Below are 22,738 nucleotides of genomic sequence, written 5' to 3'. Positions count from 1 at the left end.
CGTCAGACCGGACTGCGCCGGTGCCAGTCGGTGACCTGCTGGTACTGGTGCGCGACCTGCAGCAGACGGCCTTCGGCGAAATGCGGGCCGATGAGCTGCAGGCCCACCGGGCGGCGGGCATTGGCGCCCGCGCCGAAGCCCGCAGGCACGCTCATGCCCGGCAGCCCGGCCAGACTGGCCGAGAGGGTGTAGATGTCGGCGAGGTAGTTGGCCAGCGGGTCGGCCTTTTCGCCCCGGTTCCACGCCACCGTCGGCGACACCGGCCCGGCGATCAGGTGGCACTCGGAGAATGCGCGGGCGAAATCGTCGGCGATCAGGCGGCGGATTTTCTGCGCCTGCAGGTAATAGGCGTCGTAATAGCCGTGCGACAGCACATAGGTGCCGATCATGATGCGGCGCTTGACCTCGGGGCCGAAGCCCTCGGCGCGGCTTCTGCCGTACATCTCGGCCAGGTCCTTGTAGTGCGTGGCGCGGTGGCCAAAGCGCACGCCGTCGAAACGGCTGAGATTGGAGCTGGCCTCCGCCGGGGCGATGATGTAGTAGGCCGGGATGGACAGATCGGTCAGCGGCAGCGACACGTCCACCAGCGCAGCGCCGAGACGTTCGAGTTCAGCGAGGGCGGCGCGCACCGCGGCGTCGACCTCTGCGGCCAGACCGGCACCGAAATACTCGCGCGGCAGCCCGATGCGCAGGCCGGCCAGCGGCTGCGCGGCGGTGGCGCCGGGCAGGGGCTCGCCCAGCGCGGCGACATAGTCGGGCACGGGGCGGTCGACGCTGGTGGCGTCGCGCGGGTCGAAGCCGGTCATGTGTTGCAGCAGCAGCGCGCAGTCGTACGCAGTTTGCGCCATCGGCCCGGCCTGGTCGAGGCTGGAGGCGAAGGCGATCATGCCGTAGCGCGAGCACAGGCCGTAGGTTGGCTTGATGCCGGTGATGCCGCACATTGCCGCGGGCTGGCGGATCGAGCCGCCGGTGTCGGTGCCGGTGGCGGCGGCGACCAGGCGCGCAGCGACTGCCGTTGCCGAGCCGCCGGACGATCCCCCGGGAATCGCCGCGGCGTCCCAGGGGTTGTGCACCGCGCCGTAGGCCGAATTCTCGTTGGCCGATCCCATCGCGAACTCGTCCATATTGGTCTTGCCGACCGTGATCATGCCGGCACCGGCAAAGCCATCGGCGCCCGCGCCCAGCCGCGCCACCACGGTGGCGTCGAACGGGCTGACGTAGCCTTGCAGCATGCGCGAGCCGGCGGTGGCGGGCATCGCGCGGGTCACGAACACATCCTTGTGCGCCAGCGGCACGCCCAGCAGCGGCCGCGTGTCCCCAGCGGCGCGCGCGGCGTCGGCGGCCTGCGCCGCGGCAAGCGCGCCCTCGGCATCGACATGCAGGAAGGCGCCCAGGTCGGCATGCGCCTCGATGCGGTCGAGCGCGGCGCGGGTGAGTTCGACGCTGGAGACCTTCCGGGCGGCGAGCGCGGCGCACTGGGTGCGCAGATCGGCGGTGGCGAAATCGTTGGACATCGTGCTCATTCGACCACCCTCGGCACGAGGAACAGCCCGTCCTGCGCGTCGGGGGCGTTGCGCAGCGCGGCGTCGCGGATGTCGCCCTCGGTGACCACGTCGTCGCGCAGGCGCAGCGGCATGTCCTGCACGGCGGACAGCGGGTGCGCCAGCGGCGCAACGCTTGCGGTGTCCACTGCGCGCATTTGCTCGACCACGGCAAAGAACGCGTTGAGATCGGTCAGCATGTGTTCGCGCTCGCTGGCGGACAGATCCAGCCGGGCGAGCTGCGCCAGGCGGTCGATATCGGGAAGGGTGAGGGACATGGTGGGGCAGTGGCGATCGGGGGCGCGCAACACATGGCAGACCATGCCGCCCGGCAGGTGGGCGGATCGGGGAGCTTCCCCTGCAGAGACGCGCGGAAAACACCATTTTAAGCGCATGCATGGGTTATGATGCTTCGATTTGGCGCACGGGATTTGTCAGAAAAATCAAGCCCGTTTGTTGCTTATTTCACACACCACCAGAAACCACCTGAAAGCCCGGCGCGCAGTTGGCGCCCACTCATTCCATGTTCCGAACATTCCGGCAGTATTTTTCGACGGATCTGGCGATCGACCTTGGCACCGCCAACACCCTGATTTATGTGCGCGGCAAGGGCATCGTGCTCGACGAACCCTCGGTCGTTGCCATTCGCCACGAAGGCGGCCCCAGCGGCAAGAAAACCATCCAGGCCGTGGGCAAGGAAGCCAAGCAGATGCTGGGCAAGGTGCCCGGCAACATCGAAGCCATCCGCCCGATGAAGGACGGCGTGATCGCCGACTTCACCGTCACCGAGCAGATGCTCAAGCAGTTCATCAAGATGGCGCATGACACCCGGATGTTCCGGCCCAGTCCGCGCATCATCATCTGCGTGCCCTGCGGCAGCACGCAGGTCGAGCGCCGCGCCATCCGCGAGTCGGCGCTGGGCGCGGGCGCCAGCGAGGTCTATCTGATCGAGGAGCCCATGGCTGCGGCCATCGGCGCCGGGCTGCCGGTGTCGGAAGCCACCGGGTCGATGATCGTGGACATCGGCGGCGGCACCACTGAAGTGGGCGTCATTTCGCTGGGCGGCACCGTCTACAAGGGCAGCGTGCGCGTGGGGGGCGACAAGTTCGACGAGGCCATCATCAACTACATCCGCCGCAACTACGGCATGCTGATCGGCGAGCCCACGGCCGAGGCCATCAAGAAGCAGATCGGCTCGGCCTTCCCCGGCAGCGAGGTCAAGGAAATGGAAGTCAAGGGCCGCAACCTCAGCGAAGGCGTGCCGCGCAGCTTCACCATTTCCAGCAACGAAATTCTCGAAGCGCTGACCGATCCGCTCAACCAGATCGTCTCGGCTGTGAAAAACGCGCTGGAGCAGACCCCGCCCGAACTCGGCGCCGACATTGCCGAGCGCGGCATGATGCTTACCGGCGGCGGCGCGCTGCTGCGCGATCTCGACCGCCTGCTGGCCGAGGAAACCGGCCTGCCCGTACTGGTGGCCGAAGAGCCGCTGACCTGTGTGGCCCGTGGCAGCGGCATGGCGCTGGAGCGCATGGACCGGCTGGGCACCATTTTCACTTCCGAATAATCAGCCTGTCCGCGCGGGGCTGGCCGTTCGGGCTGGGCTCCGGTTCGGGCATTCGGCCCAGCGTGTCATCTCCTTCCCATGGCCTACGGCACTCTTGAGCGCTCTCCTCCGCCGTTTTTCCGGCAGGGGCCGTCTGCGCTGACGCGGCTGCTGCTGTTCTCCGCGCTGGCCGTGCTGCTGATGGCGCTGGACGCGCGCTTCAAGGTGACTCCGCTGCTGCGGCAGGGCTTGTCGGTGGCGGTCTATCCCCTGCAGCGCTTGGCGCAGGCGCCGGTGGACTGGTCGCAGCAGCTTGGCCGCTATCTCGAATCGCCGGTGCAGTCGCAGCAGGAGATCGTCCGCCTGAAGCGGGCCAATGTGGCGCTGTCGCTGCAGGCCCAGATGGAGGCGCAGTTGCGGCTGGAGAACAACCGCCTGCGCACCCTGCTCCACCTGCAGCAAAGCATGCCGCCCACCTCGGTGGCGGCACAGATCAGCGCGCAGGCCAGCGATCCGTTCAATCGCACCGTGGTCATCGACCGCGGCAGTCTGCAGGGAGTCGCGCTGGGGTCGCCGGTGATCGACGAAACCGGGCTGCTCGGGCAGGTCACGCGCGACTATCCCTGGAGTGCCGAGGTCACCCTCATCACCGATCGTGACGCCGTGGTGCCGGTGCAGAACCAGCGCACCGGCGAGCGCGGCGTGCTGTATGGCGAGCCCGGACTCGGCCAGGGCGGGCTGGAACTGCGCTGGATGCCGGCCGCTGCGGATGTGCGCGTGGGCGACCTGCTGGTGACCAGCGGGGTGGACGGCATCTACACCCCTGGGTTGCGCGTGGCGCGGGTCACCGCCGTGGTGCGCCAGCGCGACACGGCGTTTGCCCGGGTGATGTGCGCGCCGCTGGCCGATGTGGAAGGCGGTCGGCATGTGCTGGTGCTCAAGCCGCTCACACCGCTGGTGCCCGCGCCGCCTGCCGATGCGGGCAAGGCGAAGTCGGCTGCGCAAAAGGTGCGTGCCGCGTCGGCTCCGGCAGATGGTCGTGTGCGCTGAAGTCGGGTTGCCGTGAACCTTCTGCCGCGCCGCCGCCGTCCAGCCATTGCGCCCATGCCCACGGCGCGCGCGCCTGCCGGGGGCGCGCGCGAAGTGCTGCTGCTGCCGGTCAAGCCCTGGTTCATCGCGCTCACCCTGCTGCTCGCGCTGTTGTTCGATTTTCTGCCGCTGGGACGTCTGGCCTGGATGCCGGACGCTGTGGCGCTCACCCTGGTGTTCTGGAATGTGCATCAACCGCGCCGCGTGGGCATGGCCGTGGCCTTTGTGCTGGGCTTGATGGTGGATGTGCAGCAGGGCGCGGTGCTGGGCCAGCATGCACTGATCTACACCGTGCTGAGCTATTTCGCCATCAGCCTGCACCGGCGCCTGCTGTGGTTCCCGGCGCTGCAGCAGGCGCTGCATGTGCTGCCGCTGTTCATTGCCGCGCAGGTGATGCTGCTGCTGGTGGGCATGTGGTCGGGCGGCAGCTTTCCCGGCTGGACGTTCTTTCTGGCGCCGCTGTTGCAGGCTGCATTGTGGGCGCCGCTGTCCTGGCTGCTGCTGGCGCCGCAACGGCGCGCGCCCGACTCTGACCGCAACCGCCCGCTGTGATGGTGCTGTTGCTGAACCTTGCGGGTGCCGCCCGCTCAGAACATGCCTGAGTTGCCCTTGCGATGAACGAACTGCGCAATATCGAACGCGAGCTGTTCCGTTTTCGCCGCCGCCTCATTCTGGCTGCTGGCGTGGTGGTGCTGAGCTTCGCGTTGCTGATCGGGCGCTGGCTGTGGCTGCAGGTGGTGCGGCACCGGCAGTTCTCCACGCAGGCGCAGGACAACCGCATCGCGCTGGTGCCCATTCCGCCGCAGCGCGGGTTGATTCTCGACCGCAATGGCATCATCCTGGCGAGCAATTACGCCGCGTACACCCTGGAGATCACGGCGTCGAAGGTCAAGGGCACGCTGCAGCAGACCATCGACGCGCTCAAGGCCATCGTGCCGATCACGCCATTCGACGAGCGGCGGTTCAACAATCTGCTGGCGCAGTCGCGGCGCTTCGAGTCGCTGCCCATCCTCAACAAGCTCACCGACGATCAGGTGGCGCGCTTCGTGGCGCAGCGCTTTCGCTTTCCCGGCGTGAATGTGCGGGCGCGGCTGTTCCGCAGCTATCCGCTCGGTGCGCTGGGCTGCCATCTGCTGGGCTATATCGGTCGCATCAACCAGGCCGAGCAGCAGCGCATCGACGACAGCGACGACGCCAGCAACTACCTCGGCACCGACCACATCGGCAAGCTCGGCGTGGAGCAGGCCTATGAGAAGGAGCTGCATGGCGTCACCGGCTATGAGGAGGTGGAGGTCAACGCCACGGGCCGTCCGGTGCGCAAGATCAAGACCGTGCCGGCCACGCCGGGGCAGAACCTGGTGCTGGGCGTGGACATCCGGCTGCAGAAGCTCATCGAAGACCTGTATGGCAAGCGGCGCGGCGCCTGCGTGGCCATCGACCCGCGCAATGGCGAGGTGCTGACCTTCGTGTCGATGCCCACCTTCGACCCCAATCTGTTCGTCGATGGCATCGACCAGGCGAACTGGGACGCGCTGAACACCTCGCCCGACCGTCCGCTGCTCAACCGCGTGCTGCGCGGCACCTTTCCGCCGGGCTCCACCTACAAGCCGTATCTGGCCATGGGCGCGCTGACCGACGGCATCCGCACGGCGCAGTGGAGTTTCCGCGATCCCGGGTTTTTCATGTTTGCCGGGCACCGCTTTCGCGACGATGTGCCGGGTGGGCATGGCGTCGTGGACATGCACAAGGCCATTGCAGTGTCGTGCGACGTGTACTTCTACATGGTGGCCCACGACTGGGGCGTGGACGGCATGGCCAACTACACCACCAAATACAGCTTCGGTCAGGCCACCGGCATCGACCTGAAAGGCGAGGCCAAGGGCGTGCTGCCGTCCAAGGCCTGGAAGCGCAAGGCATTTCGCAGCCCGGCGCAGAAAGTCTGGTATCCCGGCGACACCATCAGCCTGGGCATCGGCCAGGGCTACAACACCTTCACCCCGCTGCAGATGGCCACCGCGCTGTCCACGCTGGCCAATCAGGGCACGCGCTATGCCCCGCGCGTGGTTCGCGCAATCGAGGACATGGAGTCGCGCCGCTTCACCCCGGTGCAGGCGCCGGTGGCCGAGCGCATCGACATGAATCCGGCCTACTGGCAGGTGGTACATGGCGGCATGATGGCGGTCAACCAGCCCGGCGGCACCGGCGCGGACGCGTTCAAGGGCGCGCCCTACACCAGCGCGGGCAAGACCGGCACCGCGCAGGTATTCACTGTGGGCCAGAACCAGACCTACGACGTCAAGGACGTGGCGCACCATCTGCGCGATCATGCGCTGTACGTGGTGTACGCCCCGGCCGAAAACCCGGTCATTGCGCTGGCGATGATCGTGGAGAACGCCGGTTTTGGTGGTGCGGCAGCCGCGCCGATTGCGCGCAAGGCCCTCGACTATCACCTGCTCGGGCTCTACCCCACCGACGAGGAGATCGAAAAAATCAGCGGCACCCGGCCGCAGCCGGTGCAGTTCGTCTATGCCGGAGAGCGCGAGGGCGTGCCGCCCATTCCGGGAGCCAAGCCGCCGCCTGCGCCCGCGGCATCCGCGCCACAAGGCGCAGCCTCTGCAGCGGCGGCCGCCGCCCCTGGTCCCTCCGCCCCTGCGGCATCGACCCCGGCGAAAGCCAGTCCCACCGCCTTCGACGCCGATGCGCTGGGCAATGCCCTGCGCGTGGCCTGCACTGCCGGACTGCGCGCGCCGCTGTTCACCCGCTTTGGCGCGCGGCCCGATGTGACCGACGAATCGGAAGGAGTCCGGCTATGAGTGCAACCTTCGGACGTCCACCGCTGTGGCAGCGCCTGCGACCCTACATCAGCGGTTTCGACGCGCCGCTGCTGGCCGGTCTGCTCTGGCTGGTGGCCATCGGCTGCATCGTGCTGTTTTCCGCGCTGCAGGACGCGCATGTGCCGTTTGGCGATCATCTGCGCAATCTGGCCATCGGCTTTCTGGTGCTGTTTGTCACCGCGCAGGTGCCGCCGCAGCGGCTGATGCAGCTCGCCGTGCCGGTCTATACCTTCGGCATGGCGCTGCTCATCGCCACCGCAGCGTTCGGCCTGGTGCGCAAGGGCGCGCGGCGCTGGCTCGATCTGGGCGTGACCGTGGTGCAGCCCTCCGAGGTGATGAAAATTGCGGTGCCGCTGATGCTGGCGTGGTATTTCCAGAAGCGCGAAGGCCAGATCCGGGTGAAGGATTTCGCCATTGCCGCAGCCATTCTGCTGCTGCCGGTGGGCCTCATCGCCAAGCAACCCGACCTGGGCACCGCGTTGCTGGTGCTGTTCACCGGCGCCTTTGTCATCTTTTTTGCCGGGCTGTCGTGGCGGGTCATCGCCCTGCTGCTGGCGCTGGCGGCGGCGGGCGCCCCGGTCCTGTGGCATTTCATGCACGACTACCAGCGCCAGCGGCTGATGATGCTGCTCGACCCGCAGAGCGACCCGCTGGGCAAGGGCTTCAACATCATCCAGAGCATGATCGCCATCGGCTCGGGCGGGGTATTCGGCCAGGGCTACCTGCACGGCACGCAGGCGCATCTGAATTTCGTGCCCGAGTCGCACACCGACTTCGTGTTCTCGGTGCTGGCCGAGGAATGGGGGCTGGCCGGCAATCTGGTGTTGCTGGCGGCCTACACCTTCTTCATTCTGCGCGGGCTGATGATCGCCTCCAACGCGCCGACCCTGTTCTCCCGCCTGCTCGCCGCGTCCATCACCCTGATCTTTTTCATCTATGCCTTTGTCAACATGGGCATGGTGTCGGGCATCCTGCCCGTGGTGGGCGTGCCGCTGCCCTTCGTCAGCTACGGCGGCACCGCGCTGATCACCCTGATGCTGGGTGCGGGCATGCTGTTTTCGATCGCCAAGTCCAAGCGGCTGGTGCAGAGCTGACCGCCTGCGCAGAATTCCGCGCAGGTTCATCCATAAATTCGATATCCGTCAACCAAACAAATCCCTGTTTTTGTTGAGGGCCTTCGCGTCATAATCGCCCACCCGAATATCAAAACAGGAGGAGTTCGATGACAAAGCAAGACAGGGGTTCGATCAAGGGCTGGCTGGGGGCGCTGCTGTTCGCGCTTGCGGCGGGTGTGAGTGCGGCGCAGGCGGCGGTGCTGCCTGGCCCGCTAGTCACGCCGCCGTGGCTGCACGACCATGCCAAGGAGGTGCAGATTGTCGACATCCGCGACAGCCTGAATTCGCTGACCAATGATCCCAAGTTCAGCACGGTCAAGGGACAAAAGGTGCTCGAGGAAGTGGGCGGGCACATCACGGACGCGCTGTCGGTCAACTTCTGGGGCTTGCGCCAGAAGCATGTGATCAATGGCAAGACGATCGACTTCCTGCTGCCGACGGCCAAGGAATTCGAGGAGAGCATGCAGGCGGTGCAGTTGCAGCCGGGCAAGCCCATCGTCATCGTGCCCACGGGGGACGATGCCACCTCGCTGCAGGAGGCGGCGTTCTTCGCCTGGGAGCTGCAGGTTTTTGGCGTTCCGCCCGAGCAAATCGCGATTCTCAACGGCGGCATGCATGCCTGGATTTCCGCCGGGTATGACGTGGACACCGATGCCATCGCGCCGATGAGTTCGAGCAAGTGGAAAGCCAAGGAACCCAACCCGGCGCTGCTGGCCACGACCGCCGACGTGCAGGCGGCGCAACGCGGGCACAGGCTGCTGCTCGATGCCCGCCCGCTGGCGCAGTTCGCCGGGCTGGAACGCACGCCGGTGATTCCGGTCGGTGGCCGTCTTGCCGGCAGCACCGCGCTGCCGGCCGAACTGCTCTACCGCAATGCGGACGACGGCTCCTGGCGCTTTCTGTCGGCGCATGTGTATCGCAAGGTCTTGGCTGGCGCGGGCGTGCACCGGATTGCTCCTGGCATTGTGTACTGCAACACCGGACAGTACGCGGCGGGCACCTGGTTCGTGATCGATCGCATCATGGGCGAAAAAGGCCTGCGCGAATATCCGGGCGGCCTGAACGAATGGGTGCAGCGCGGCCTGCCCATCGTCAACTTCTGACCGTCCGCCTGGCTGCACATTGACCGGCGCGTGGAGCGCAAGCCTGCGTGCCGGTCGATCCATCCTGCAGCATGCCGCGATAAAAGAGAACCACCCAAAACCGAGGAGACAACCATGCATTCCCAAACCCGTCATGTCCTTTTATTCCGTCTGCCCGGCATGGCTCTGGCCGTGCTGCTCGGCCTGCTGGGCAGCGGCCTGGCGCAGGCCGCCAACCCGTCGATGCTGGGCGACTTCAACTTCGACAAGCCGACCTTCATTCATGACCTGCCGTTTGTCGAACACAAGGTGGTGCTGCAGGTCAGCGAGAACAATCTCGAGCGCTGGCAACTGGTGCTCAACAACGCGCAGAACCTGCTCGACTACTTCGGTCAGGAAAAGGTGCGCGTGGTGGTCGTGGCCTACGGCCCCGGGCTGCTCATGCTGCTGAAGGACAGCCCCGTGGCGCAGCGCATTTCTTCCGAGAATGCCGAGGGCGTGGAATTCGACGCCTGCCACAACACCATGGAGGGGATGGCCAAGAAGCTCGGCCATCTGCCGGTGCTCGTGCCCTCGGCCGTGGTCGTTCCCGCCGGCGTGGTGCGCATCATGCAACTGGAAAAAGCCGGCTTCGCCTACATCAAGCCCTGAAGGCTCACGCCGCGCGCAATGCGGCCAGCGCGGCGTCGAAAGCCTGGATCAGCGTGTCGGCGTCCGCTGCCGCATGCGCCGGGCTGGCCAGCAGCATGTTGTGAAACGGCGTGAGCAGCACGCCGCGGTTGAGCAGGGCCAGTTGCAGCGCGGGCTCCAGCGCGTCATCGAACGCGGCGCGGGCTTCGGTGCCGTTGCGCGGGCGGCGTGACGCAAACTGCACCTCGCAGCGCGCGCCGATGCGGGTGACGGTCCATGGCAGGCCGTGGCGCGCGATGATGCCTTCGAGCCCGGCGGCCACGCGCTCTGCGATCGCGAACATCTGCGCATAGGCGGCGTCGGTCATCACCTCGGCGAGCATGGTGCGCATCAGCCGCAGGGTCAACAGCCCGGCAGACAAGGTGGTGCCGATGCCCGAATGTCCGGGCGGCGCGGCGCTCTTTGCCGCCTGCATCCGCGCGCCGACCTCGGCGGTGAAGCCGTACGCGGCGCCGGGCGTGCCACCAGCGATCGGCTTGCCCAGAATCAGCGCATCGGGCTGCAGCCCATGTTCGCGGCAATAGCCGCCGGGGCCGCAGGAGATGGTGTGCGTCTCGTCGATCAGCAGCAGCGCGCCGTGTTCGCGGGTGAGCGCCCGCACGGCGTCGAGAAAGCCGGGCTCGGGCAGCACCATGCCGATATTGGTGAGCACCGGCTCGGTGAGCACGCAGGCCACATCGCCCGCAGCCAGCGCGGCGCGCAGCGCGTCCAGATCGTTGAACTCGACCACGCGGGTGAAAGCGGTGAGATCGTGCACCTGCCCGAGCAGGCTCGGGCGGGTGTGCGTGCTGCCGTCTGCGTCCAGATCGACGAACACGTCATCGACCGTGCCGTGATAGCAGCCGTTGAACACCACGATGAGCTTGCGCCCGGTGATCGCCCGCGCCCAGCGCAGCAGGAAGCGGTTGGCATCGCTGGCGCTGGCGGTGAACTGCCACATCGGCAGACCGAAGCGCTGCTCGAGCAGCTGCGCCACGTCGAGCGCCACGGTGGACGGCAGCATGGTGGTTGCGCCATCGCCGCCATGCTGCGCCAGCGCGCGCGCGATCGGCCCCGGGCTGTGCCCGAACATCGCGCCGGTGTCGCCCAGGCAGAAATCGATGATCTCGTGACCATCGACATCGAACAGCCGCGCGCCCTGGGCCCGGTCCACATACAGCGGTACCGGCGACGGCGCATCGGCCATCCAGTGCAGCGGCACGCCGAACAGGAAATGGCGTTGTGCCTGTGCGTGCAGCGCGACGCAGCGCGGGTGGTCGGCGAGAAAGCGGGCCGCTTCAGCCGCATGAAAACGGGCGATGCGATCGGCGGAAATCAGGGTCTGGGGCATGGCTAGGCGGTGCGACGAATGTGCGTTGGCAAACAGTATGCGCAAGACCATCACTGCATGGCAAGGGGCGGCCAAAACAATGAAATGGCCCCGCGCGAGGGCGGCAAAGTGGCTCTATCGTCCCTGCAATTTTCCGGATAGGCTGCAGTCCGCTTGCAAGGCTTCATCGGTGTTCGCTGAACTTCGCAGTCCGTTCACATCATCCAAAAACATGGTTCAGCACGCTTTTGCCTATCTGTCACAGCAACGGTTTCTCGGCGCATCCGCGTGCGGCGAGAATGCGTCGGCTGCCCGCTTTGGCGTGGCAGGCGTGGCCTGGGATGGGGCGGTGACCAACCGCCCCGGCGCCCGCTTCGGCCCGAACGCCATGCGTCAGGCCAGCCAGATGCTGTGCGACGCCACGCATCCGCTGTTCGACCTCTCGCCCACGGCACAGCTCTGCGATCACGGCGATCTTTTCCTGCCCAACACCAGCCTGGAGACGATGCGCGCGGCGCTCGAACCCCAGGCGAGGGCACTGCTTGCACGGCAGCACATGGTGTGGCTGGGCGGCGATCATTCCATCACCCTGTCCTTGCTGCGGGCGCTGCGCGCCGTGCATGGGCAGCCGCTGGCCGTGCTGCATTTCGACGCCCATTGCGACACCTGGACCGACCATTTCGGCGAGCCCTCTGGCCACGGCACCTGGGTGCATGAGGCGGTGCAGGAAGGGCTGGTGGTGCCGCAGGGCATGGTGCAGGTGGGCATTCGCTCGGCAGCCGAGCGCGCGGCGCGCGAGTACGTCAACACCATCGGCGGCCGGGTGATCACCGCGCGGGAATTGCGCGGCCTGGAGAGCCCGTCGCAAGTCGCGCCTGTCACTGCCGACATCCGCGCCCGGCTGGCAGCGAGCGGCGCGCCGGTCTATGTCACGCTCGACATCGACTGTCTCGATCCCGCCTTTGCTCCCGGCACCGGCACGCCCGAGCCCGGCGGCCTGAGCAGCGCGCAACTGCTCTCTCTGCTGGAGGAACTGTGCGCGATGCAACTTCCCTTTGTCGGCATGGACTGCGTGGAAGTGTCACCGCCCTACGACCATGCCGAACTGACCTCCAACATCGGTGCGCTGTGCGTCTGGACGTATCTGTGCGCGCGGCTCGCGGCGGATCGATCCGCTACAACCTGACCCTGGAGGCACCGCGCATGATGCGGCTGGAGGAACAGGCGCAACGCCTGATCGAGAACTCGTTCTACATCGACACCGCCCACGCTGCGCCCCGCCATGCGGCGCTGCAGGGCGAGGTGCACACCGATGTCTGCATCGTCGGCGGTGGGCTGGCGGGCCTGTCGGCTGCCATCGAGCTGCGCAAGCGTGGCATGCAGGTGGTGCTGCTCGAAGGCCGTCACATCGGCTGGGGCGCCTCGGGGCGCAATGGCGGTCAGGCGCTGGCAGGCTATGCCAGCGAGATGGAACCGTTCGAGCGCCAGCTCGGCGCAAAGAGTGCGCATTTCGCCTGGGAGATGTCGCTCGACGCCATTCGCCTGCTGCGCAGCCGCATCACGCAATACGCCATCGACTGCGACTGGACGCCCGGCGCGATGAGCGTGGCCGTCACGCCCAAAAAGGCGCGCGCCCTGCATGCCTGGGCCGAGCACATGCGGCGCGCATACGGCTACACCCATCTGCAGAGTTTCGATGCCGAACAGACCCGCAGCCTGATTGCCAGCAAGCGCTATTGCGCTGGTGTGCTCGACGATCTGGGTGGCCACCTGCACCCCCTCAACTACACCCTGGGTCTGGGCCGGGCCGCGCTGGACGCGGGAGCCGTGCTGCATGAGCAGTCGCCCGTTGTCAGCGTCGCGCCCGCTGTGCAGGCCGGAGGCGGCAAGGCGCTGGTGCGCACCGCGCGGGGCAGCGTGCGTGCCAGCCATGTGCTGCTCGCGGGCAATGTGCAACTGGGCGATGTGGTGCCGCGTCTTGCACGGCGCATCATGCCCGTGGGCACCTACATCATCGCCACCGAACCGCTGGGCGCGCAGCGCGCCCGCTCGCTGGTGCGCAACCGCGCGTGCGTGTGCGACACCCAGTTCGTGCTCGATTACTACCGTCTCACCGGCGACGACCGGCTGCTGTTCGGCGGGCGGGTGAGCTATTCCACCGCGACCCCGCGCGACCTGGCCGCCACCATGCGCCGCAGCATGCTGGCGGTCTATCCGCAACTCAGCGATGTGAGAATCACCCATGCCTGGGGCGGCTTTGTCGACATCACCATGAATCGCGCGCCCGACTTCGGCCGCCTCGCGCCCGACGTGCTGTATCTGCAGGGCTTTTCCGGCCACGGTCTGGCACTCACCGGCCTGGCCGGGCTGCTGGCGGCCGAGACCATTGCCGGTCAGGCCGAGCGCTTCGACCTGTTCACCCGCCTGCGGCACAAGCCCTTTCCCGGCGGAGATTTGCTGCGCACCCCGGCGCTGGTGCTGGGCATGCTGTGGTACCGGCTGCGCGACCTGCTGTAGCCCTTGCACGGTGTTGCCTGCATTGCTGCACGGGCGTGCAAAACAGCTTGAACCCCGGTGTGAGTCTTGCGGGTAGACCCTGAGCCTTGCGCGGTGTTTTGCGGGGGAATCTGACGCGCTGTCACGATCATTACATCGCGTTGCAAATGCCCCGGTGTCGCCCTCTATCTCTTTTGATGCCTGCTGCCTATAGTCGCCCTGCATCACAAAAAACGTCAATTCAATGACACCACAGGAGACAGGCATGAACAAGGATGACACGCGAGAGCAGGTTCAGATGGACCGTCGCACGCTGATCAAGGCGGGCGGCGCTGCGGGGCTGGCCGCGCTGCTGGGCACGCAGGTGCAAAGCTGGGGAGCAAGCGAAACGCCGGTGAAGATCGGTCTGATCGACCCGATCACCAGCACCTTCGCCGCACTGGGCCAGAGCGAGATCAAGGGCGCGCAGTTCGCCGAGGCCGAGATCAACAAGGCCGGTGGCGTGATGGGGCGGCCGTTGCAGATCTTCGTGGAAGACAGCGCAGGCAACCCGGGTACCGCGGTGGACAAGGCCTCGCGGCTGCTGAGCCAGAACAAGGTGGACTTCCTCATGGGCACGGTGAATTCCGCGGCCTCGCTGGCGGTGTCGCAATTCGCCAATCGTCATGACAAGCTGTTCGTCTGCACCGGCGGCCACGTCGACAGCCTGACCGGCAAGGAGTGCAAGACCACGACCTTCCGCACCTGCTCGACCACCTGGATGCTCACCGCCGGTGACTTCGAGACCCTCTACAAGAAGTTCGGCAAGAAGTGGTACTTCCTGACCACCGACTATGCCTTCGGCCAGTCCGAACAGGCCGACTACACCACCCAGCTCAAGAAGGCGGGCGGCACCGTGGTGGGCGGCGCGCTGGTGCCGGTGGGGGCGACCGATTTCTCGTCCTACCTGATCGACGTGAAGGCCAAGTCGCCCGATGTGCTGTGCCTGCTGCTGGCCGGCAATGACCAGGTCAACTGCATGAAGCAGATCGCGCAGTTCGGCATCAACAAGGACATCGCCGTGGGCGGCGCGCTCTTCGAGCTGGAGCAGGCGCAAGCCCTGCCGGAGGCTGCGCGCTATGGCTGGTGGACCATGGAGTGGTACTGGAACCAGCCGAACAATCCGCATGTGGTCGACTTCGTCAAGCGCTACACCGCCGCGCACAAGGGCGAGTACCCCACGGCGCGGGTGTGGTTCGGCTTTGCCACCACGCATGCCATCCGCCTCGCGGTGGAAAAGGCCAAGTCGCTCGAAACCGCCAAGGTGGTCAAGGCGATGGAGGGGCTGGCGCTGCCACCGGAGATTGCACTGCAGCCGGGCAATGTGTTCTACCGGCCGCAGGATCACCAGCTCATGCTGGGCATGTTCCCCGGCCATGTGAACCAGACCGGCAAGTACCCCAATCTGTTCGAGGTCAGTTCCATCGTGCCGGGCGAGAAGATCGCGCTGCCGCCGTCGGAAACCGGCTGCGTGCTGCCGCGCGCCTGAAGCGCCACCGCGCGTTTTGGCGGGCTCGCGCGTGCGCGGGTCCGCCGCCAGTCCATCTGCTGCTGCGGAGGCATCGCCTTGAATCTCGTCCTCATCTTCAACACCTTCAACGGCCTGATCACCGGCGCGTTCTATGCGCTGCTGGCGCTGGGCCTTGCACTCATTCTCGGCCTGAACAACACCATCAATTTCGCCCAGGGCGCGTTCATGGCGCTGGCGGCCTACTTCGCCTACACCCTGGAGCCGAGCCTGGGTTTCTGGGGCGCACTGGCGGTGGCGCCGCTGCTGGCCGGGGTGCTGGGTCTGGTGGTGGAAGTGCTGCTCATCCGCCGTCTGTACAAGCGCGATCCGCTGTATTCGCTGTTGCTGACCTTCGGTCTGGCGCTGATCATGCAGGACATGATCCGCACCATCTGGGGCGCCAATGGCGTGCCGCTGTCCATTCCTGAATCGCTCGGTCATCCGCTGAGCCAGACCTATTTCTTCCTCACCGGCTACCGGCTGTTCGTCGTCGCGGTGGCGCTGGTGGGCACGGCGGTGCTGTTCGGCGTGCTGCGCTATACGCGTCTGGGCATCCGCATCCGCGCGGGCAATGCCGACCTGGAAACGGTCTCGGCGCTTGGAGTGAACATCTATCTGCTGCGCACCGCCAACTTTGTGATTGGCATCGTGTTCGCCGGCGTGGCCGGCATTCTGGCCGCAGGCCAGCTTGGCCTGGAGCCGACCATGGGCGACGGGCTGCTGATGCCGGCCTTCGTGGCCATCGTGGTGGGGGGCGTGGGCTCGCTGCTCGGTTCGCTGCTGGGCGGGCTGCTCATCGGCGTGGCGTCGGGCATCACCACGGCGTACTTTCCCGCGGCCAGTGAGGCGGTGATCTATCTCATCATGGGGCTGATGCTGGTGGTGCGGCCGCGCGGGTTGATGGGACAGGAGGGATTGTTCGAATGAGCACGCCTGCGCAGACCCTCCCCACACCCAAGACCGCCATGCAAACCTCCTCATTCAAGCAGCACCTTGGCAACGGCATTTTGGCGCTGGTGCTGCTCAGCGCTCCGGCCTGGCTGCACTCTGTCGGCGGCTACAACGACATCGCCTCGCGCGTGCTGATCTACGGCCTGGCCGCCATGGGGCTGAACCTGCTGCTGGGCTACACCGGCGGCCTGTCGTTCGGCCATGCCGCGTACTTCGGTCTGGGTGCATACGGCGTCGGGCTGATGCTCAAGTACCAGACGCACAACGTGCTGCTGGCCTTGCTGGGTGGCACCCTGCTGGGCGGACTTGTCGCCACGGTGCTCGCGCCCATCGCGGTGCGGCGGCGCGGCATCTACTTTGCGATGATCACCATTGCCATCGGCCAGATGTTCTATTTCATCGCCATTCGCTGGCAGGCAGTGACCGGAGGCTATGACGGACTCACCGGCTTTTCACGCCACACCCTGCACCTGCCCGGGTTCGACTGGACCATGGGCTCGCTGGGTTTCTATTACCTGGTGGTCGCCTGCTTCGCGCTTGGCGCGCTGGTGCTGTGGATCGTGCTGAACTCGCCGCTGGGCCACACGTTTGTCGCGATCCGCGAGAACCAGAAGCGCCTGACCTTCCTCGGGGTGCCGGTGCAGCGCTATGCGGCGATCTCGTTTGCGCTGTCGGGCTTCATCGTCGCTCTGGCAGGTGGCCTCAACGCGCTGCTGGACAACTTCACCTCACCCAACACGCTGAACTACACCTTCTCGGGCGATCTGGTGGTGATTGCGGTACTGGGCGGGATGCGCAACTTCTGGGGGCCGCTGGTGGGCGCGGCGATTTTTGTGCTGGTGCGCGACTACGCCAGCTCCGTCACCGACAACTGGATGTCGGTCATCGGCCTGATCTTCGTGCTCTCGGTGCTGTTCTTCCCGCTGGGCATCATGGGCTTTCTGCAGCGCAAGAGGGCATCGAAATGAGCCTGCTCAAGCTGCACAACGTGTCGCGCCGCTTTGGCGCGCTCAAGGCGCTGACCGATATTTCCATGGACGTGAAACCCGGCGAGCTGCGCGCGGTCATCGGCCCCAATGGCGCGGGCAAGACCACGCTGTTCAATCTGATCAGTGGCTTCTTTCCGCCCAGCGACGGCCAGATCGTGTTCGACGGCCAGCCGATCCACACCGTCAATCCCGGAGAACTGGTCAAGCGCGGCATCATCCGCACCTTCCAGATCACCGAAATCTTCCGGTCGCTGACGGTGTATGAAAACCTGCGCATCGCAGTCGAAGTCGCGCAGGGCGTGAACCTGCGCCCGTGGATGAGCCGCGCGCTGCGCAAGCGCATCGACGACCAGGTCGAGGAACTGATGCATCTGGTGAAAATCAGTGGCAAGGCGGGCCGCGTGACCGGTGAGTTGTCGCACGGCGACCAGCGGGTGGTCGAGGTCGGCATTGCGCTGTCGCGCAGTCCCAAGCTGCTGCTGCTCGACGAGCCGACCGCGGGCATGGGGGATGAGGAAACGCACCACATGACCGCGCTGATCCGCGACCTCAACAAGAACCGGGGCATCACCACCCTGTTCGTCGAGCACGATATGGAGATTGTGTTCGGCATCGCTGATCGCATCACCGTGCTGGACAACGGCAGCCTGCTGGCCGAAGGCACTGCCGACGATATTTCCAGCAACCCCAGGGTGCAGGCCGCCTATCTCGGGCAGGCCGCCTGATGCACAGGACACACCAGCCATGACCGCCGTTCTCGAACTCGACGCCATTCACACCTATTACGACAAGAGTCACATTCTCAAGGGCGTGTCGATGACCGTGGGCGAAGGCGAACTCGTGGCCCTGCTGGGCCGCAACGGCGCGGGCAAGACCACGACCATGCGCTCGGTCATGGGGCTGACGCCGCCGCGCCAGGGCCGCATCAAGTTTTTCGGCAAGGACATGACCGGCGCGTCGCCCCACCGCATCGCCTCTTTGGGGGTGGGCTATGTGCCCGAAGGCCGCAAGATTTTTGGCCACCTCACGGTGCATGAAAACCTGCTGGTGGTGCATGAAACCCCGGGGCGCTGGAACATCGACGCGGTGTACAAGCTGTTTCCCCGCCTGTTTGAACGTCGCACCAGCAAGGGCGGGCGGCTTTCCGGCGGCGAGCAGGAGATGCTGGCCATTGCGCGCGCGCTGCTGCTCAACCCCAGGCTGCTCATCCTGGATGAGCCGTCGCAGGGTCTGGCGCCGGTGATCGTGCAGGAGGTCATGCGCACGGTGGGCCGCATGAAGGAGGAGGGCATTTCCGTGCTGCTGGTCGAGCAGAACGCATTCCTCGCGTTGCAACTGGCCGACCGCGCCTATGTGTTGTCCGAGGGCGAAATGGTGTTTTCGGGCGATGCGGCCACCCTGCGCGATGACAAGGCCCGCATGGAGCACCTTGCCGGCGTGGCGCACGCGGCCTGAGCGATCGGTCAATCCGGCAGCTGGCTGCGGATGAGCTGGCACAGTTTCTGCGCCCACGGCGGCACGCGCTCGGTGGGCACGTAGGCGTAGCCCAGAATCAACCCGCGCTGCCGGGGTTCACTCAGGTAGTACCGTGACAGCGGCCGCACCGTCATGCCCTGCGCATCGGCAGTGCGGGCGATGGCTTCATCGTCCACATCCGGTGTGTTGAACAGCAAGCACAGGTGCAAGCCAGACTCCTGCCCCGAGATCTGCACCCGATCTCCCAGACAACGCTGGATGCGCCGCGCCAGTTCGTCGCGCCGCGCCTGGTAGGCCACGCGCAGGCGGCGGATCAGGGTGTTGAGATGGCCCTCGGTGATGAAGTCGGTCAGTGCCGCCTGCAGCATGAGCTGGCCCGGGCGGTACAGGTCGTACAGCCCCGTGTTGAACGCGGGCAGCAGGTCGGTGGGCACCACCAGATAGCCCAGGCGGATGCCGGGGTACATCACCTTGGAAAACGTGCCCGAGTACAGCACCTGCGCATGCTCGTCGAGCCCCTGCAGGCTGGCGAAGGGGCGGCCGCCGAAGCGGAATTCGCTGTCGTAGTCGTCCTCGAAAATCCAGCAGCGCTGCTGCGCGGCAAACTGCAGCAGCGCGCGGCGGCGCTGCAGACTCATCACATGGCCGAGCGGATATTGATGCGAGGGCGTGACATAGATCAGCCGCGGCCTTCCCTGCTGCCAGTCGGTCGCGGACGGCGCGATGCCCTCAACGTCCACATCGATGGGCTTGAGCCTCAGCCCGGCGGCCTGCAATGCGCGGCGGGCACCCCAGTAGCAGGGGTTTTCCACCCAGGCTTCATCGCCATGATCGGTGAGCAGGCGTGCGGCCAGATCGAGCGACTGCTGCGTGCCCGAGGTGATGAGCACCTGCTCGGGCGTGACCCGGACCGAGCGGGACAGGCTCAGATATTGCGCGATCGCCGCGCGCAGCGGCATGTAGCCGCCTTCCTGCCCGTAATCAAGCAGGTCGCGGTCGAGGCTGCGCCAATACTTGGCCTGCAGCTTTTGCCAGAGCTGGATGGGAAACTCGGCAAACTCGATTTCGCCCGGCGCGAAGGGCTGCACCTCGAAGTCGGCCGAGCCCGATTGCGCCGTGAGCAGATTGCCGCGCTGCGACAGCTCGCGCGGCGATTCACTGGCCGCGCGGCCGACCGGCGCCGGCTTGCGCCCGCGCACCGCCGGGCTCAGCGGCCCGAGCTCCGGCAGGGTGTCCGAGACGAATGTGCCGCTGCCCTGGCGTGCGGTGAGGTAGCCTTCGGCGGTGAGCTGGTTGATGGCCGACATCACCGTGTTGCGCGACAGGTTCAGGTCGCGCGCCAGATCGCGGGTGGAGGGCAGTTGCAGGCCCGCCGTGATGCGGCCAGACAGGACGGCGCCGCGCAATGACAGATACAGCCGCCGGTTGAGCGGCGGGGCCATGGCGGCGTCACTTCCATCACGCTGGAGTTCGGTCAGAAGGAGTTCGGACAGGGCAAGCGGTCGCATGAGTGGGCGCAGCGGGCAGAAACTGGCTCCATGACAAAAGCAGGGAGTGGCACTTCCGAGAGTACCAGTCGGCAGGTAAATTGAGGCTATCGAATCAGGCTAAGTCATGGAAAACCCTAGTGTTTTTTGTTTTCGAGGCCAGCTCAAGCTGGTGCATCGGCATCTTGCATCGCACCAAAAAGGAGCGTCGAATGGTGCGTCTGCAGGGCATGCGCTGCGTGCTGCAATGCACCAAGGCAGTGAACAGGCTTCTGTGCATGCCTTGCCATCCAATGGCTTTTGATCCCGTGTTCACCATGTCCCCTTCCGCCGCATTGCCGCGCGTTGCCGTCACCACCGATCTGAAGCTGATCGGCGGGCATGCCACCTATGCCGTCACGCAAAAATATGTCGATCCCTTGCTGCCGCTGTCCGGAGTGATGCCCTGGCTGCTGCCGTCCATGGGCGCGAGCCTGCCGCTGGAGGCGGTACTGGATGCCGTGGACGGCCTGGTGTTCACCGGTTCGCCATCGAACATCGAGCCGCACCATTATGGGCAGGCGCTGAGCAACCCCGACTCTCCGGCAGACCCCGCGCGCGATGCCACCACGCTGCCGCTGATCCGTGCCGCCGTGGCGCGCGGCATTCCAGTGCTCGGCATCTGCCGCGGCTTTCAGGAAATCAATGTCGCGCTGGGCGGCACGCTGCTGCAGGAGGTGCACAACACCGCGGGCCACTTTGATCACCGCGAGGACGATGCGCTGGACGTGGCCGGGCAGTATGGCCCGGCACACCGCGTGCACGCGGTGCCCGGCGGTGCGCTCGCGACCATCGTCGGCACCGACGCGTGGGAGGTCAACAGCCTGCACGGACAGGGCATTCAGACCCTCGCCCCCGATCTGCTGGCCCAGGCGCATGCGCCCGACGGCCTGATCGAGGCCTATACCTATCAACCCGCTCACCGCACCGATGTTGGCTTTTTGCTGGCCGTGCAGTGGCATCCCGAATGGCAGGCCGCGCAAAACCCCGTGTCGCGCGCGATCTATGCCGCTTTTGGCAACGCCTGTCGGCAGTTCGCCGCGCGCCCGCGCGACGGCACGCTGGCGCACGCTGCCTGAGCAAACCGCGCCTGCGCCTCTGGCGTTCAAAGTGCAGGCGGTGGATGGAGTCACCCTTGAAACGCAAACTGGAATCACATCATGAGTAGCGACAACCGCAAGCAATGGACCTTCAACGATCTTGAAGGCTGGCTCAACGCCCAGCGCATCACCGAAATCGAATGCCTCGTGCCCGACCTGACCGGAGTGGCACGGGGCAAGATCCTGCCACGCAGCAAGTTCACCGAAGACCGCGGCATGCGTCTGCCGGAGAGCATCATCGGCCTGACCGTCACCGGCAACTGGCCCGAAGACAGCAACCTCGAAACCCTGATTGCCGACACCGATCGCGACATGAACCTGGTGCCCGATCCGAGCACTGCGCGGGTCGTGCCCTGGGCCACCGACCCCACCGCGCAGGTCATCCACGACTGCTATTTCAAGGATGGCCAGCCCGTGGATTACGCCCCGCGCACCGTGCTGAAGAACATGATCAGGCTCTATGCCGACAAGGGCTGGGCGCCGGTGGTGGCGCCCGAGCTGGAGTTCTATCTGGTGGACAAGAACACCGACCCCGACCAGCCGCTGCGCCCGCCCATCGGCCGCTCGGGTCGCGCCGAAACCTCGCGCCAGCACTACAGCATCGACGCGGTCAACGAGTTCGATCCGCTGTTCGAGGACATCTACGACTACTGCGAAGCGATGGACCTCGATGTGGACACGCTGATTCACGAAGTGGGCGCCGGACAGATGGAAATCAACTTCCTGCACGGCGATCCGCTCGACCTGGCCGACAAGGTGTTCTTCTTCAAGCGCACCCTGCGCGAAGCGGCGCTGCGCCACAACATGTTCGCCACCTTCATGGCCAAGCCCATGGCGGGCGAGCCGGGCAGCGCCATGCATGTGCACCAGAGCATCGTCGACCGCAAGACCGGGCAGAACATTTTCAGCAACGCCGACGGCAGCGCGTCCGAGCTGTTCCTGCACTACATCGGTGGCCTGCAGAAATACATCCCGCATGTCATGTCGCTGTTTGCGCCCTACGTCAATTCCTACCGCCGTCTGGTGAGCAATACCGCCGCGCCGACCAATGTGGAGTGGGGTGCGGACAACCGCACCGTGGGCATCCGGGTGCCCTTCTCCAGCGCGGAAAACCGCCGCATGGAAAACCGCGTCATCGGCGCGGATGCCAATCCCTATGTCGCGCTGGCGGCCAGCCTGGCCTGCGGGTATCTGGGCATGGTCAACAAGATCAGCCCGCTGCCCGAGATGAAGACCAATGCCTATGCGGCGCCCAACGCCATTCCGCTGCCGCAAAGCCTGTCGGAGTCGGTGCGCCTGCTCGACGACGTGCCCGAGCTCGAAGCCATTCTGGGCAAGCGTTTCTGCGGCATCTACAAGGCGGTGAAGATGAGCGAGTACGCCGAGTTCATGAAGGTCATCAGCCCCTGGGAGCGCGAGCACCTGCTGCTGCACGTCTGATGCAC

Annotated in this window: 20 protein-coding genes; 16 read left to right on the top strand and 4 right to left on the bottom strand. The window is 66.1% G+C overall.

The window, feature by feature from the left end; genetic code table 11:
* Positions 1 to 2 precede the first annotated feature (2 nt).
* Both gatA and gatC read right to left on the bottom strand, forming a co-directional pair.
* Complete coding sequence (gene gatA / locus AC1ZQA_RS14960; RefSeq protein WP_482679344.1) at positions 3 to 1,514, bottom strand: Asp-tRNA(Asn)/Glu-tRNA(Gln) amidotransferase subunit GatA; 1,512 nt, start codon at positions 1,512 to 1,514, stop codon at positions 3 to 5.
* Between the two features lie 5 nt (positions 1,515 to 1,519).
* Positions 1,520 to 1,819 carry an Asp-tRNA(Asn)/Glu-tRNA(Gln) amidotransferase subunit GatC gene (gene gatC, locus AC1ZQA_RS14955; protein ID WP_482677632.1) on the bottom strand — a complete coding sequence of 100 codons (300 nt, stop codon included), beginning with the start codon at positions 1,817 to 1,819 and terminating at the stop codon, positions 1,520 to 1,522.
* Between the two features lie 245 nt (positions 1,820 to 2,064).
* Here gatC and AC1ZQA_RS14950 point away from each other — a divergent pair, with 245 nt between their 5' ends.
* From AC1ZQA_RS14950 to AC1ZQA_RS14920, 7 genes are all read left to right on the top strand, one after another.
* Positions 2,065 to 3,108, top strand: a complete 1,044-nt coding sequence (locus AC1ZQA_RS14950) for a rod shape-determining protein (protein WP_482677631.1) — start codon at positions 2,065 to 2,067, stop codon at positions 3,106 to 3,108.
* 78 nt (positions 3,109 to 3,186) lie between these two features.
* A complete protein-coding gene (gene mreC / locus AC1ZQA_RS14945) occupies positions 3,187 to 4,137 on the top strand; it encodes a rod shape-determining protein MreC (RefSeq protein WP_482677630.1) in 951 nt (316 codons plus the stop codon).
* A 54-nt stretch (positions 4,138 to 4,191) separates the two neighbouring features.
* Positions 4,192 to 4,728 carry a rod shape-determining protein MreD gene (gene mreD, locus AC1ZQA_RS14940; protein ID WP_482679343.1) on the top strand — a complete coding sequence of 179 codons (537 nt, stop codon included), beginning with the start codon at positions 4,192 to 4,194 and terminating at the stop codon, positions 4,726 to 4,728.
* A gap of 62 nt (positions 4,729 to 4,790) precedes the next feature.
* On the top strand, positions 4,791 to 6,989 hold the full coding sequence (gene mrdA, locus AC1ZQA_RS14935; protein ID WP_482677629.1) for a penicillin-binding protein 2: 2,199 nt from the start codon (positions 4,791 to 4,793) through the stop codon (positions 6,987 to 6,989).
* Positions 6,986 to 8,104: a rod shape-determining protein RodA gene (rodA, locus tag AC1ZQA_RS14930; protein ID WP_482677628.1), complete on the top strand. Its 1,119-nt coding sequence runs from the start codon at positions 6,986 to 6,988 to the stop codon at positions 8,102 to 8,104. Before mrdA ends, rodA begins: the two co-directional genes overlap by 4 nt.
* A gap of 128 nt (positions 8,105 to 8,232) precedes the next feature.
* Positions 8,233 to 9,228 (top strand): sulfurtransferase, encoded by a 996-nt coding sequence (locus AC1ZQA_RS14925; protein WP_482677627.1) that lies wholly within the window; start codon positions 8,233 to 8,235, stop codon positions 9,226 to 9,228.
* A gap of 114 nt (positions 9,229 to 9,342) precedes the next feature.
* A complete protein-coding gene (locus AC1ZQA_RS14920; protein WP_482677626.1) occupies positions 9,343 to 9,858 on the top strand; it encodes a DsrE family protein in 516 nt (171 codons plus the stop codon).
* Positions 9,859 to 9,862: 4 nt separating this feature from the next.
* Here AC1ZQA_RS14920 and AC1ZQA_RS14915 read toward each other — a convergent pair whose 3' ends face one another.
* On the bottom strand, positions 9,863 to 11,227 hold the full coding sequence (locus AC1ZQA_RS14915; protein ID WP_482677625.1) for an aspartate aminotransferase family protein: 1,365 nt from the start codon (positions 11,225 to 11,227) through the stop codon (positions 9,863 to 9,865).
* A 211-nt stretch (positions 11,228 to 11,438) separates the two neighbouring features.
* Here AC1ZQA_RS14915 and speB point away from each other — a divergent pair, with 211 nt between their 5' ends.
* The 7 genes from speB (at position 11,439) to AC1ZQA_RS14880 (ending at position 18,646) form a co-directional block, all read left to right on the top strand.
* Positions 11,439 to 12,392 (top strand): agmatinase, encoded by a 954-nt coding sequence (speB, locus tag AC1ZQA_RS14910; RefSeq protein ID WP_482677624.1) that lies wholly within the window; start codon positions 11,439 to 11,441, stop codon positions 12,390 to 12,392.
* A gap of 17 nt (positions 12,393 to 12,409) precedes the next feature.
* On the top strand, positions 12,410 to 13,723 hold the full coding sequence (locus tag AC1ZQA_RS14905) for an NAD(P)/FAD-dependent oxidoreductase (RefSeq protein ID WP_482679342.1): 1,314 nt from the start codon (positions 12,410 to 12,412) through the stop codon (positions 13,721 to 13,723).
* 244 nt (positions 13,724 to 13,967) lie between these two features.
* Complete coding sequence (locus AC1ZQA_RS14900) at positions 13,968 to 15,230, top strand: ABC transporter substrate-binding protein (RefSeq protein ID WP_482677623.1); 1,263 nt, start codon at positions 13,968 to 13,970, stop codon at positions 15,228 to 15,230.
* A 78-nt stretch (positions 15,231 to 15,308) separates the two neighbouring features.
* On the top strand, positions 15,309 to 16,178 hold the full coding sequence (locus AC1ZQA_RS14895; protein ID WP_482677622.1) for a branched-chain amino acid ABC transporter permease: 870 nt from the start codon (positions 15,309 to 15,311) through the stop codon (positions 16,176 to 16,178).
* Positions 16,179 to 16,216: 38 nt separating this feature from the next.
* The gene (locus AC1ZQA_RS14890) at positions 16,217 to 17,170 is read left to right on the top strand and encodes a branched-chain amino acid ABC transporter permease (RefSeq protein WP_482677621.1); all 954 of its coding nucleotides are present in this window, start codon (positions 16,217 to 16,219) and stop codon (positions 17,168 to 17,170) included.
* A complete protein-coding gene (locus AC1ZQA_RS14885) occupies positions 17,167 to 17,916 on the top strand; it encodes an ABC transporter ATP-binding protein (protein WP_482677620.1) in 750 nt (249 codons plus the stop codon). The genes AC1ZQA_RS14890 and AC1ZQA_RS14885 overlap by 4 nt, the downstream gene beginning before the upstream one ends.
* A 19-nt stretch (positions 17,917 to 17,935) precedes the next feature.
* A complete protein-coding gene (locus AC1ZQA_RS14880) occupies positions 17,936 to 18,646 on the top strand; it encodes an ABC transporter ATP-binding protein (RefSeq protein ID WP_482677619.1) in 711 nt (236 codons plus the stop codon).
* A gap of 8 nt (positions 18,647 to 18,654) precedes the next feature.
* Here AC1ZQA_RS14880 and pdxR read toward each other — a convergent pair whose 3' ends face one another.
* On the bottom strand, positions 18,655 to 20,175 hold the full coding sequence (gene pdxR / locus AC1ZQA_RS14875) for a MocR-like pyridoxine biosynthesis transcription factor PdxR (protein WP_482677618.1): 1,521 nt from the start codon (positions 20,173 to 20,175) through the stop codon (positions 18,655 to 18,657).
* A 296-nt stretch (positions 20,176 to 20,471) separates the two neighbouring features.
* On the opposite strand from pdxR, the gene AC1ZQA_RS14870 reads away from it, so the two are divergent.
* Positions 20,472 to 21,272: a gamma-glutamyl-gamma-aminobutyrate hydrolase family protein gene (locus AC1ZQA_RS14870; protein WP_482677617.1), complete on the top strand. Its 801-nt coding sequence runs from the start codon at positions 20,472 to 20,474 to the stop codon at positions 21,270 to 21,272.
* A gap of 81 nt (positions 21,273 to 21,353) precedes the next feature.
* Entirely contained in the window at positions 21,354 to 22,733 is a 1,380-nt protein-coding gene (locus AC1ZQA_RS14865) for a glutamine synthetase family protein (protein WP_482677616.1), read from the top strand.
* Positions 22,734 to 22,738 lie beyond the last annotated feature (5 nt).

This window comes from Thiomonas sp. DCM-2, from assembly GCF_056820905.1.
The sequence above is the reverse complement of the archived record's forward strand: the minus strand, read 5'-3'. Positions and strand labels throughout refer to the sequence as shown.